General features: G+C 73.2%; 12 protein-coding genes and 1 pseudogene. 9 read left to right on the forward strand and 4 right to left on the reverse strand.

Annotation, left to right across the window (positions count from 1 at the left end):
• Positions 1–54 precede the first annotated feature (54 nt).
• The 4 genes from GTW43_RS15145 to GTW43_RS15160 all read right to left on the reverse strand — a co-directional run bounded on the left by GTW43_RS15145 (position 55) and on the right by GTW43_RS15160 (position 3,591).
• The gene (locus tag GTW43_RS15145; protein ID WP_161302440.1) at positions 55–378 is read right to left on the reverse strand and encodes a multidrug efflux SMR transporter; all 324 of its coding nucleotides are present in this window, start codon (positions 376–378) and stop codon (positions 55–57) included.
• 102 nt (positions 379–480) lie between these two features.
• Positions 481–1,491, reverse strand: a complete 1,011-nt coding sequence (gene rsgA / locus GTW43_RS15150) for a ribosome small subunit-dependent GTPase A (RefSeq protein ID WP_161302442.1) — start codon at positions 1,489–1,491, stop codon at positions 481–483.
• Positions 1,492–1,503: 12 nt separating this feature from the next.
• Positions 1,504–2,853: a 3-phosphoshikimate 1-carboxyvinyltransferase gene (aroA, locus tag GTW43_RS15155; protein WP_161302444.1), complete on the reverse strand. Its 1,350-nt coding sequence runs from the start codon at positions 2,851–2,853 to the stop codon at positions 1,504–1,506.
• 36 nt (positions 2,854–2,889) lie between these two features.
• On the reverse strand, positions 2,890–3,591 hold the full coding sequence (locus GTW43_RS15160; protein ID WP_161302446.1) for a M50 family metallopeptidase: 702 nt from the start codon (positions 3,589–3,591) through the stop codon (positions 2,890–2,892).
• A gap of 49 nt (positions 3,592–3,640) precedes the next feature.
• Here GTW43_RS15160 and GTW43_RS15165 point away from each other — a divergent pair, with 49 nt between their 5' ends.
• The 9 genes and pseudogenes from GTW43_RS15165 to GTW43_RS38040 all read left to right on the forward strand — a co-directional run.
• Positions 3,641–4,456, forward strand: coding sequence for an SOS response-associated peptidase (locus GTW43_RS15165; RefSeq protein WP_161302448.1), 816 nt, complete (start codon positions 3,641–3,643; stop codon positions 4,454–4,456).
• Positions 4,457–4,590: 134 nt separating this feature from the next.
• Positions 4,591–5,235 (forward strand): alpha/beta family hydrolase, encoded by a 645-nt coding sequence (locus GTW43_RS15170; RefSeq protein ID WP_161302450.1) that lies wholly within the window; start codon positions 4,591–4,593, stop codon positions 5,233–5,235.
• A gap of 252 nt (positions 5,236–5,487) precedes the next feature.
• Positions 5,488–6,159, forward strand: coding sequence for an RNA polymerase sigma factor SigR (sigR, locus tag GTW43_RS15175; RefSeq protein ID WP_343246011.1), 672 nt, complete (start codon positions 5,488–5,490; stop codon positions 6,157–6,159).
• On the forward strand, positions 6,156–6,452 hold the full coding sequence (rsrA, locus tag GTW43_RS15180; RefSeq protein WP_161302454.1) for a mycothiol system anti-sigma-R factor: 297 nt from the start codon (positions 6,156–6,158) through the stop codon (positions 6,450–6,452). The genes sigR and rsrA overlap by 4 nt, the downstream gene beginning before the upstream one ends.
• Before the next feature lie 240 nt (positions 6,453–6,692).
• The gene (locus GTW43_RS15185) at positions 6,693–8,024 is read left to right on the forward strand and encodes an HD-GYP domain-containing protein (RefSeq protein ID WP_161302456.1); all 1,332 of its coding nucleotides are present in this window, start codon (positions 6,693–6,695) and stop codon (positions 8,022–8,024) included.
• A gap of 71 nt (positions 8,025–8,095) precedes the next feature.
• Complete coding sequence (locus GTW43_RS15190; protein ID WP_343246012.1) at positions 8,096–9,313, forward strand: HD domain-containing protein; 1,218 nt, start codon at positions 8,096–8,098, stop codon at positions 9,311–9,313.
• Positions 9,314–9,421: 108 nt separating this feature from the next.
• Complete coding sequence (locus tag GTW43_RS15195) at positions 9,422–10,402, forward strand: tetratricopeptide repeat protein (protein WP_161302458.1); 981 nt, start codon at positions 9,422–9,424, stop codon at positions 10,400–10,402.
• 85 nt (positions 10,403–10,487) lie between these two features.
• Complete coding sequence (gene def, locus GTW43_RS15200) at positions 10,488–11,138, forward strand: peptide deformylase (RefSeq protein ID WP_161302459.1); 651 nt, start codon at positions 10,488–10,490, stop codon at positions 11,136–11,138.
• Between the two features lie 328 nt (positions 11,139–11,466).
• Positions 11,467–11,640 (forward strand): annotated as a pseudogene (locus GTW43_RS38040) (multidrug MFS transporter); the annotation flags it as partial.

The raw sequence follows: 11,640 nt of genomic DNA on the forward strand, positions 1-11,640 counted from the left end.
CCCGGACGCGACCTGATCCGCCGGACAGGCCCTAGGCCACCGGGGCGCGCGGGGTCAGTGCGCCGAGCCGGACAGCTGGAGTCCGATGACCCCGGCGATGACCAGGCTGATCGACACGATCTTCAGCGTGGAGACGACATCGCCGAGGAAGATCATTCCGTAGATCGCCGTGCCCGCCGCCCCGATACCCGTCCACACCGCGTACGCGGGCCCGACGTCGAGCTTCTTCAGCGAGAGTGTCAGCAGCCCGAAGCTGCCCAGGGCGAACGAGGCGAAGGCCACCGTCGGCCACAATCGCGTGAACCCGTGCGACAGCTTGAGACACACGGCGAAACCCGTCTCAAGGATCCCCGCCACGATGACCAGCAGCCACGCCATGTGAGTTTGCCTCCCGTGTCCCGGATCCGCTGATCCCGTACGGCGATTATGCCTTCACCGCCCGGGCGGGGCGGCAAACAAGGGTGAGCTCGGCGGGCCGGATCAGTCGCCCTCGTGGCGCTCGCGGGTCGCGAGCAGCCGGCGCAGCGAGTACAGCCGCGCCGGATCGGCGTGGCCGGCCTCCACCCAGGCGTCCAGCGCGCAGTCCGGCTCGTCGTGGCTGCACGCGCGCGGACACTCGGCCGTGCCCGGCTCCAGGTCCGGGAACGCGTGGATGACCCGGGACGGATCCACGTGGTGCAGCCCGAAGGACCGCACGCCCGGCGTGTCGATCACCCAGCCCGCGTCGCCGGACAGCGGCAGCGCGAGTGCCGAGGTCGTGGTGTGCCGGCCCCGGCCCGTGACCGCGTTGACATGGCCCGTCGTGCGCCGCCGGTCGTCCGGCACCAGCGCGTTCACCAGCGTCGTCTTGCCCACGCCGGAGTGCCCGACGAACGCCGTCACCTTCCCGTCGAGCTGCTCGCGCACCCGCGCCACGGCGGTGCCGTCCTCCAGCTCCGCCCGGCTCGTCACCACGTACGGGATGTCGAGGTCGCCGTACAGCGAGAGCAGCTCGTCCGGCGGTGCCAGGTCGGACTTGGTCAGCACGAGCAGCGGGGTCAGACCGCCGTCGAACGCGGCGACCAGGCAGCGGTCGATCATCCGCGGACGCGGCTCGGGGTCGGCGAGCGCGGTGACGACGGCCAGCTGGTCCGCGTTGGCCACGACGACGCGCTCGTACGGGTCGTCGTCGTCCGCGGTGCGGCGCAGCACCGAGGAGCGGCCCTCGATGCGCACGATGCGGGCGAGCGTGTCCTTCTTGCCGGACAGGTCGCCGACCACCGCGACCCGGTCACCGACGACGGCGGCCTTGCGGCCCAGCTCGCGGGCCTTCATCGCCGTCACCGGGGTGCCGTCGATGAGGACGGTCAGCCGCCCCCGGTCCACGGTGAGGACCATGCCCTCGGCGGCGTCCTCGTGCTTCGGGCGGATGTTCGACCGCGGCCGGTTCCCCTTGCGGTTGGGGCGCTGGCGGATGTCGTCCTCGTCGGTGTGCTTGCCGTAGCGGCGCATGGCGGTGTGTCCCTACGGCCTGTCGGTCCCGAGCATCCCGGCCCACATCTCGGGGAAGTCGGGCAGGGTCTTCGCGGTCGTCGCCACGTTCTCGATCTGCACGTCGTCCACCGCGAGGCCGATGACCGCGCCCGCCGTCGCCATGCGGTGGTCGTCGTAGGTGTGGAAGACGCCGCCGTGCAGCGGGCGCGGACGGATGTGCAGCCCGTCGGCCGTCTCGGTGACGTCACCCCCCAGCTCGTTGATCTCCTTGGTCAGCGCGGCCAGCCGGTCCGTCTCGTGCAGGCGCAGGTGCGCGACGCCGCGCAGCGTGGACGGCCCGTCCGCGAGGGCGGCGACGGCCGCGATGCCGGGGGTCAGCTCGCCGACCTCGCCCAGGTCCACGTCGATGCCGTGCACCGCACCGGAACCGGTGAACTCGAGCCCCCGCTCCGTCAGTTCGCAGGAGCCGCCCATCTGCGTGAAGATGTCGCGCAGCGCGTCACCGGGCTGCGTGGTGCGCTCCGGCCAGTCCGGGATCGTCACCTTGCCGCCCGTGACCAGGGCCGCCGCCAGGAACGGCTGGGCGTTCGACAGGTCCGGCTCGATCGTGATGTCCCGGCCGAGCAGGGCGCCGGGCGTGACCCGCCACACATGGGGTTCGCCGCCCGACTCCGGGGTGTCGACCTGGGCGCCGGCGGCGCGCAGCATGTCGACCGTCATCCGGATGTGCGGCATCGAGGGCAGTACCGACCCGGTGTGCCGCACCTCCACGCCCTGGTTGAAGCGCGGGCCCGACAGCAGCAGCGCGGAGACGAACTGGGAGGACGACGACGCGTCGATCGCGACCGGGCCGCCCTCGAGCGCCCCGCCGCCCTGCACCGTCAGCGGCAGCGCCCCGCGTCCCTCGTCGTCGATCCGGGCGCCCAGCGCGCGCAGGGCGTCGATCACCCCGTGCAGCGGCCGCTCGTACGACCTGGGGTCGCCGTCGAAGCGGATCGGGCCGTCGGCGAGCGTGGCGACCGGCGGCAGGAAGCGCATGACCGTGCCCGCGTTGCCCACGTCGACCGTGGCCGGGCCCTGGAGCCGACCCGGGATGACCCGCCAGGCCTCACCGGAGCCGTCCGGACCGCCGGTGACGGAGCTCGACGAGACCGTCTCCTCGATGCCGACGCCCATCGCGCGCAGGGCACCCGCCATCAGCAGGGAGTCGCGCGAGCGCAGCGGACGGCGCAGCCAGCCCGGCTCGGACGCCAGGGCGGCCAGCACGAGGGCCCGGTTGGTCACGGATTTGGAACCCGGCACCTGGACCGTCGCGTCGACGGCTCCGCTCGCGAGGGGGGCGGGCCACAGTGCGTCGGTGTGCGCGGGGTTCGAGGTCATGTCTTTACTTTAAGGGCCCGGGGCCGGACGACCTGTTCACAGGCCGAGCAGCCACCGCCCGCCGCCCATCAGGGAGCACAGCGACACGGCGTGGAAGAAGAACAGCCACATGCCCGCGGGCACGTGCGTCAGCCGGGAGAGCTGGTCCGCGTCCGAGTCGCCGGCGCCCCCGCGGCGTCGCTTGGACTGCAGCTCGAACGCCGGGCGCACCCCGCCGAGCAGCAGGAACCACACGACGACGTACGCGAACGCCGCCTGCACCTGCGGACCCGTCAGCCAGGACACCAGGAGGAAGGCGCCGCCGGTGATCACCACGGTGAGCACCCCGTACGCGTTCCTGATCATCACGAGCATCACCAGCAGCAGGGCCGTCGCCAGCCAGAGCAGCAGCGTGATGTGGCCCTCCGCGAGCAGCGCGGCGCCACCGAGGCCGAGCAGGGGCGGTGCCGTGTACCCCGCGGCGGCGGTCAGCACCATCCCGATGCCGGTCGGCCTGCCGCGGCTGACGGTGAGGCCGCTGGTGTCCGAGTGCAGCCGGATGCCGTCGAGGCGGCGGCCCATCAGGAGGGCGATCAGCCCGTGGCCGCCCTCGTGGGCGATCGTGATCGCGTTGCGCGACAGACGCCACACGGTGTGGGGGACGATCGCGGCCAGGGCGAGGACGCCGGTGGCGATCACCACCCACTGGTCGGGGTCGGACTGGGTCCCGAAGATCCGGTCCCAGAGGCTGGCGTCCATTTCTTGCGGCGCTCCCGTTCGTCGAGGGGGTTCTGGCACTGTGGCACGTATGTGCGGACGGTATGCAGCGAGTCGTGGGCCCGAGGATCTCGCAGACATCTTCGAGATCGAGCACTGGGAGCCCGAGGAGGCCTACGAGCCCGATCACAACGTGGCGCCGACCAAGACGGTCCACGTGGTGCTCGACCGCCCTCTGAAAGACGCCGCGGACCGCCGTCCGGTTCGCCAGCTGCGCCGCCTGACGTGGGGACTCGTGCCGTCCTGGGCCAAGTCGCCCGAGGGCGCGGCCCGGATGATCAACGCCCGCGCGGAGACGGTGCACGAGAAGCCGTCCTACAAGCGGGCCTTCGCCGCCCGGCGCTGCATCCTGCCCGCCGACGGCTATTACGAGTGGGTGACCGGCGCCGCCGAGCGGGACCTGGAGGTCGAGGGCCGCACGAAGCGCCCGCGCAAGCAGCCGTACTTCGTGACACCGGCGGACGGGTCCGTGTTCGCCATGGCCGGGCTCTACGAGTTCTGGCGGGACCGGACGCTGCCGGACGAGCACCCGCGAGCCTGGTGGGTGACGTGCTCGGTGATCACCACCGAGGCGGAGACCGCGCCGCTCGGGGTCGCACCGGCCGAGGGCCCGGGGTCGCTCGCGGAGATCCATCCGCGGATGCCGCTGATGCTGACCCCGGACCGGTGGGACGCGTGGCTGGATCCGGCCCGTACGGGGGTGGACGAGCTGCGGGGGCTGCTCGGTGCGCCGCCGGAGGGGCTGATGCGGGCGTACCCGGTGTCGACGGCCGTCAGCAACGTCCGCAACAACGGGCCCGAGCTGCTGAAGGAGCTCGACGGCCCGGAGGTCGGCACCCTCTTCTGATGCCGACCGGCGGCCGACCGGCGGCCGACCGGCGGCCTGCCGGGCGCCTCTCTGTGCCGTCGCAGGCGCGGGGGACCGTGCCCCCACCGGGGCGGCGGACGGACCGGGAGCGCGGCCCGGGGCACCATGGGCGCGTGACCCGAACCGAGATCGTGCCCACCGAGACGGGCGACGCCCGCATCTCCTGGTACCCGGCCCGCGCCGCGCAGCGGATCCTCGCCGTCGGCCACGGCGCGGGCGGCGGCATCGAGGCGAGGGACCTCCAGGCCCTCGCCGCGGCCCTGCCGGGCCAGGGGGTGACCGTCGCCCTCGTGGAACAGCCCTGGCGCGTCGCCGGGAAGAAGCTGGCCCCCGCGCCGAAGACCCTGGACGCGGGCTGGCGCGGCCTGTGGCCCGCGCTGTGCGAGCCGGGCCTGCCGGTGATCGCCGGAGGCCGGAGCGCCGGGGCCCGTGTGGCCTGCCGCACGGCGACGGAGCTGGGCGCGGCCGCCGTGCTCGCCCTGAGCTTCCCGCTGCACCCGCCGGGCCGGCCGGAGCGCTCCCGCGCCGGCGAACTGCTCGGGGCCGGCGTCCCGACCCTCGTCGTGCAGGGCGGCAACGATCCGTTCGGCAGGCCCGAGGAGTTCCCGGAGCGTTCCGGGCCCGGCGCCTACGAGCTCGTCGAAGTGCCTTACGGGGACCACGGGTTCGCGGTGCCGAAGCGGGCGCCCGTCGGCGCGGAGGAGACGCTGGGGACGATCACCGGGGCCGTCGCGGGGTGGGCTCGGTCACTTCGTTAGGCCGGGTCCGCGCCGCGGGAATGCCGCGGCCGGGATCGCTGTTGTGCGGATTGTCGGTGCACAGTCGTACGAGAGGAAGTCCGCCGCATGGGTTCGACCATCTGCCCGAGCCGCGCCACCGCTCCTGACCTGGAGTGGAGCGTGCTGAGCGCGGCCAAGAACGCTCCTCTTCGGGCGGCGGGCGGACCGGATCGTCGTCTATCCTCCGATTCGAGTGGGACCTCTCCGGGTCTCGCGACGTCGTCGGAGGAGGTGGGTCCGGTCGCAGGGACCGACGCAGGGACCGAAAACGGCCAGGCGGACCAGCCCGTGCCCGCGGAGTCGGCTGCCGAGCGCAGCGCGCGCTTCGAGCGGGACGCGCTGGAATTCCTCGACCAGATGTACTCCGCCGCCCTGCGCATGACGCGCAACCCGGCGGACGCGGAGGACCTGGTCCAGGAGACGTACGCGAAGGCGTACGCGTCGTTCCACCAGTTCCGCGAGGGCACGAACCTCAAGGCGTGGCTGTACCGGATCCTGACGAACACCTTCATCAACTCGTACCGCAAGAAGCAGCGCGAGCCCCAGCGCAGTGCGGCCGAGGAGATCGAGGACTGGCAGCTGGCACGGGCCGAGTCGCACATGTCGACCGGTCTGCGCTCCGCCGAGTCGCAGGCGCTCGACCACCTGCCCGACTCGGACGTGAAGCAGGCGCTGCAGGCGATTCCCGAGGAATTCCGCATCGCCGTGTATCTCGCGGACGTAGAGGGCTTTGCGTACAAGGAGATCGCGGACATCATGGGGACACCCATCGGGACGGTGATGTCCCGGCTCCACCGGGGCCGTCGCCAGCTGCGCGGCATGCTCGAGGACTACGCCCGTGACCGCGGGCTCGTCCCCGCCGGTGCCGGAGAGTCGAACGAAGCGAAAGGCTCGGGCTCATGAGCTGCGGAGAGCCGCACGAGACGGACTGCAGTGAAGTTCTCGATCATCTCTACGAGTTCCTGGACCACGAGATGCCGGACTCGGACTGCACCAAGTTCGAGGTGCACTTCGAGGAGTGCTCCCCGTGTCTGGAGAAGTACGGCCTCGAGCAGGCCGTGAAGAAGCTGGTGAAGCGGTGCTGCGGGCACGACGACGTGCCGGCCGACCTGCGGGCGAAGGTCATGGGCCGGATCGACCTGATCCGCTCCGGTGACGTCACCCCGGAGGACGGCTTCGGGAACTCGCTCGCCTGAGCGAGCGGATCCGGCCGTCCGGCCGGGTGTACGACCCGGCCGGGGCGCTGCGACCGCCCGCCGGAAGTGCCGTGCGGTACGCGGGAGTTCGTCTCCCGCGTCAGCTCCGTGCGTCAGTCGGTTCACCCGATCGTGCTAATCCGGGGCCCTCGGCCCCGGTATTCCCCCCGATGCGTCCCCGGTGACGCGGCGACCGTCCTATTCTCCGTGAACTGAACGCCACGGGGAGGGAGTTGGGGCATGCGGTCGGTTCCGCCGGTGGCCTGCGCCTTCGTGCTCCTCGCCCTGGGTGCGGGCCTCGTCTGTGCCGCCCCCGCGCTCGCCGCGGACACCGCCTGGCCCGCGCTCGCCCTGCTCGCCGCGGTCTACGCGGGCTGCGAGCACGCGGGCCGTTGCCGGATCATCGGGCGGCGGGCTCCCCGGGACATGGGCACGTTCTTTCCCGTCCTGCTTGCAGGAGCGTTTCTGCTTCCCCCGGCCGCCGCCGCGCTCGTCGCCGTCCCCGGCGCCCTGCTCGCCCGGGTCGACCAGCGGCCCAGAGCGCTGCGCCGGATGTGGCGCCCCGCCCGGCTCGCGCTCGCCGGCTGGGCCGCCGCCCAGGCCTTCGACCGGCTCGGCGGCGCAGCAGCCGTCTCCGCGCCCCGTCTCCCGTACGCGCTCGTGCCCTGCGGAGCGGGCGCGCTCGTCTTCTGCGCCGTGCTCACCCTCCTCGACGGCGGCATCCGCGTGACGGCCGAGCGGGTCCCGCCCCGCACCGCCTGGCGCGGTCTCTTCCCGCGCACCCTCGCCCCCGTCGCCGTGCACGGACTCGCCGGGATGATGATGGCGGTCCTGTGGGCCGGTCCGTACGGGCCGTTCGCCTCGCTGCTCGTCCTGCTGCCGATGTACATCTCCTGCTGGGTCTTCGCCCAGTACCAGCGCGAGCGCGCCGCCCACCAGGCCACCATCAGGGCGCTGGTCCAGGCCGTCGACATCAAGGACGGCTACACCCGCGGCCACAGCGAGCGCGTCGGCCAGGCCTCGATGCTGATCGCCCGTGAGCTCGGGATGGCCGAGGACCGCGTCGAGGTGCTGCGCTTCGCCGGGATCCTGCACGACGTCGGCAAGCTCGGCGTCCCCACCCGGCTGCTGCGCAAGGACGGCCCGCTGACGCCCGAGGAGCGCAAGGTGATCGAACTGCATCCCGAGTACGGGCACGAGATGGTGCGCGGCATCGGGTTCCTCGGCGAGGCCCGCGCCGCGATCCTGCACCACCACGAGCGGCTCGACGGCAGCGGCTACCCGTACGGGCTCGCCGGTGACCGCATCCCCGAGTTCGCCCGGGTCGTCGCGGTCGCCGACGCCTTCGACGCCATGACGTCCACCCGGACCTACTCGCGCGCCCGGCCGGTCCCCGTCGCACTGGCCGAACTGGAGCGGTGCGCCGGGTCCCAGTTCGACCCGCAGATGGTCGGCGCACTGGGGCGGGTGCTCGGCCGCGACGGCTGGCACCCGGTCGTCACGGCCGACGAGACCCTGCCGCCCGCCCCGCGCACCGAGTCCGTGCCCGCCCCGGGGGCGGCCACGCCGTGACGGGGCGCGTGCCACGCGGACCCGCGCCCCGCACCAGGGCGCCCCGGCCGTGCTCCCCGCTCGTCGTGGGCGTGCACACCGTCGCGGCGGCCCTCGCGCTCGTCGCCCTCGCCGTGACCGCCTGGCGGGGTGTCGAGGACCGTGGTGTCGCGCTCGCCTTCGGAGTCCTGGTCGCGGTCGGCGAGCTCGCCCGCTGGGGCCGGACCGGCGACCGCGAGCCCGCACCGCTCGGCACCGCGGGCGCCCTCGCGTACGCCCTGCTCGGCGAGGTCGCCGGTGACTCGGCCCGGCACGGGACGTTCCAGATCGTCGCCGTCACCCTGGCGGGCGCGCTCGTCGGCTGTGTCCCGCACATCGCGCGCGGCACCGGACCGACCGCCGACCAGATGGCCCGCCGCGTCCTCACCGTCGGCTTCGCCGCCGTCTGCTTCCAGCCGCTCTACGCCCAGGGCCGGCTCGCCCAGTGGGTCGGCGACGGACCCGGCTACGCGCTCCTCGTCGTCGGCCTGCTGGCCCTGATCGCCCTGTGCGACGCCGTGCTCGCCGCCGTCCTCGCGCACGCCCGCACCGGCTGGCCGTTCGGCCCGCTGCTGCGCGACGAGCTGCGGGCCGTGCCCGGCATCGGCTCCGCGGTCTGCGCGACCGGGGCGGTGAGCGCCCTGGCCGTCGCCGTCGCCGGGCTGTGGGCCCTGCCCGTGATCAGCCTGCCGCTCCTGCTGACCCAGCTGGCCTTCCGGCGCTACGCCTCGGTCCGGGCCACCTACCGGCAGACCATCGCCTCGCTGGCCCGCGCCACCGAGATCGCCGGGTACACGCCGCACGGGCACGCCCTGCGGGTGGCCGCGCTGAGCCGCGCCGTGGGGCGCGACCTGGGCCTGTCGGAGCCCGAGCTGACCGTCCTGGAGTACGCCGCCCTCATGCACGACATCGGCCAGCTCTCGCTGCTCGACCCGGTGACCGACGGCGCCACCGCCGCGCTGCCCGCCGACCGGCAGCGCCGGATCGCCCTGCTCGGCGGCGCCGTGGTCCGGCAGACCGGGGTGGACGCCCGCGTCGCCACGGTGGTCGAGCGGCAGGCCGACCCGTACCGTGAGCAGCCAGTCGCCGCGCGCATCGTGCGGGCGGCCAACGCGTACGAGGAGATGGCGAGGGAAGAGGGTCCCCAGGGGCCGCTTGCGGCCCTGGAACGGCTCCGTCTCGGCACCGGCCGCGATTATCAGCCAGAGGTGGTGGAAGCCCTGGCCAGAGTGGTCTCGCGGCCCGGTCTGAGCCTGGGGCAGGCTGGGTAACCCGTGGGTAATGAGCGGGCGTCCGACCGTCCGTGGTTGGATGCGAATGAGCCCGAAGAACAGGGTGTGTCCGGGGGCACAGGCCTCGAGAATCGGCAGGCGGGAATCGTGAGGATCTTCGGCAAGGGACGGCACCGGCCCTCGGCCTCGTGGCGACAGGCCACGGACCGCGCGTTCACGCTGATCGGTGACGGCCGGTACGAGGACGCGGGCGCACTGCTCACCCGCGCCGCGGACCTGGAGCCGTGGCTCTCCGAGTCCTGGTTCAATCTGGCGCTGCTGCACAAGTTCCGGCACGACTGGGAGCAGGCGCGCAGCGCGGGCCTGCGCGCCGTGGCCCTGCTCGAGCGCGAGACCGGCGCCCCGGACTGGTGGAACGTGGGCATCGCCGCCACCGCCCTGCAGGACTGGCCGCTGGCCCGGCGGGCCTGGCAGGCGTACGGCCTGAAGGTCCCGGGCGGCGCGGCCGTCGCGGGCGAGCCGACCGGCATGGACCTGGGCAGCGCCGCGGTGCGGCTGTCCCCGGAGGGCGAGGCCGAGGTCGTCTGGGGGCGCCGGCTCGACCCCGCGCGTATCGAGGTGCTCTCCATCCCGCTGCCGTCCTCGGGGCGGCGCTGGGGCGAGGTCGTGCTGCACGACGGCGTCCCGCACGGCGAGCGGACGACGGCGACCGGGCACGCGTACCCCGTGTTCGACGAGATCGAGCTGTGGGCGCCGTCGCCGGTGCCGACCTGGGTCGTGCTCCTGGAGGCGGAGGCCGAGTCCGACCGGGACGCGCTGGAGCGCCTGGCGGCGGACGCCGGGTTCGCGGCGGAGGACTGGTCGTCGTCGGTGCGGCTGCTGTGCCGCACGTGCTCGGAGTCGCGGATGCCGTCGGACGAGGGGGACGGGACGCACCTGGACCCGCACGACCACAGCGAGCCGGGGCACCCCGGGCCGCTGGGGCACCGCACCGACGGTCAGCTGTGGGTGCCGGAGCGGGAGTGCGGCGTGGCCGCGCCGGCCTCGCTGGTGCGGGGGCTGCTGGACGGCTGGGTCGCGGACGCGCCGGACTCACGCGACTGGCGGGACCTCGAAGAGGTCTGCTGACGCCGTTCCGGCCGCCGCCGCGGGCCGGGGGCCCCGTACCCTGTAAGGGCACCGTTCCCGTATCTCAGGAAGGCTCACGTCCCTCATGGCGCAGCAGGACACCGAGAAGCAGCACGCCGGCGTGCTCCCCGTGGACGACGAGGGCTTCGTCATCGACACCGAGGACTGTGAGGCGCGGGAGGCGGCGTACCGGGAGCGGGGCACCTCGCGTCCGATCACGGTCGTCGGGAACCCGGTGCTGCACAAGGAGTGCCAGGACGTCACCACGTTCGGCCCCGAGCTCGAGACCCTGGTCGACGACATGTTCGCCAGCCAGCGCACCGCCGAGGGCGTGGGCCTCGCGGCCAACCAGATCGGCGTGGGCCTGAAGGTCTTCGTCTACGACTGCCCGGACGACGAGGGCGTGCGCCACACCGGCGTCGTGTGCAACCCGGTGCTCCAGGAGCTGCCCGCGGACCGCCGCCGCCTCGACGACTCCAACGAGGGCTGCCTGTCCGTGCCGACCGCGTACGCGGAGCTGGCCCGGCCCGACTACGCGGTGGTCACCGGCCAGGACGAGAAGGGCAACGCGATCACGGTGCGCGGCACGGGCTACTTCGCGCGCTGCCTCCAGCACGAGACGGACCACCTGTACGGCTACCTGTACATCGACCGCCTGTCGAAGCGTGAGCGGAAGAACGCCCTGAAGCAGATGGAGGAGGGCACCCCGCGGTACGAGGTGGTGCCCAACGCGTAGCACCGACTCCCGCCCCGCAGGGGCCGGTTGAGCGTCGAGCGGCGCCCGGTACGGATCACATCCGGCCGGGCGCCGTCGTGTCGGGTCCGCCGACGTCTACGGCCCGGTGTACGGGATGTGTACCGGAACCGGTCGCGGGCGGGCGCTTGTGCGAACAGGATCGGCCGCAGGTGACCCAGATTCGGTCATGTAAGGGGACGATTCCGGCGGAGGGGGGTAGTGAGGGGAGCAAATCCGTTCCCAGAACGGTCAGTTGTGGTGCTGAATAGAAAGCGCGGGGATACGCAACGGCGCGCGCCCGGCACAGCCGGCGGGCGTACGCCGACAGGTGGCAGAGAGGGGTTTGTTCGTGGCTGCTTATCCGGAGACCGTGGTCCCACCGGCGCTGGCGCTGCCTGCGATCGAGGATGCGTTTCCTCGCAACCTGCACCCGTATTGGCCCAGGCTTCAGGAGAAGACCCGCTCCTGGCTGCTGGAGAAACGACTGATGCCCGCCGACAAA

This window comes from Streptomyces sp. SID5785 (genome assembly GCF_009870065.1).
Taxonomy (GTDB): Bacteria; Actinomycetota; Actinomycetes; order Streptomycetales; family Streptomycetaceae; genus Streptomyces.

What these genes read in the sequence shown, in the direction of transcription:
- GTW43_RS15145 (WP_161302440.1), bottom strand. Translation starts at nt 378, where the DNA reads ATGGCGTGGCTGCTGGTCATCGTGGCGGGGATCCTTGAGACGGGTTTC.
- rsgA (WP_161302442.1), bottom strand. Translation starts at nt 1,491, where the DNA reads ATGCGCCGCTACGGCAAGCACACCGACGAGGACGACATCCGCCAGCGC.
- aroA (WP_161302444.1), bottom strand. Translation starts at nt 2,853, where the DNA reads ATGACCTCGAACCCCGCGCACACCGACGCACTGTGGCCCGCCCCCCTC.
- GTW43_RS15160 (WP_161302446.1), bottom strand. Translation starts at nt 3,591, where the DNA reads ATGGACGCCAGCCTCTGGGACCGGATCTTCGGGACCCAGTCCGACCCC.
- GTW43_RS15165 (WP_161302448.1), top strand. Translation starts at nt 3,641, where the DNA reads ATGTGCGGACGGTATGCAGCGAGTCGTGGGCCCGAGGATCTCGCAGAC.
- rsrA (WP_161302454.1), top strand. Translation starts at nt 6,156, where the DNA reads ATGAGCTGCGGAGAGCCGCACGAGACGGACTGCAGTGAAGTTCTCGAT.
- GTW43_RS15185 (WP_161302456.1), top strand. Translation starts at nt 6,693, where the DNA reads ATGCGGTCGGTTCCGCCGGTGGCCTGCGCCTTCGTGCTCCTCGCCCTG.
- def (WP_161302459.1), top strand. Translation starts at nt 10,488, where the DNA reads ATGGCGCAGCAGGACACCGAGAAGCAGCACGCCGGCGTGCTCCCCGTG.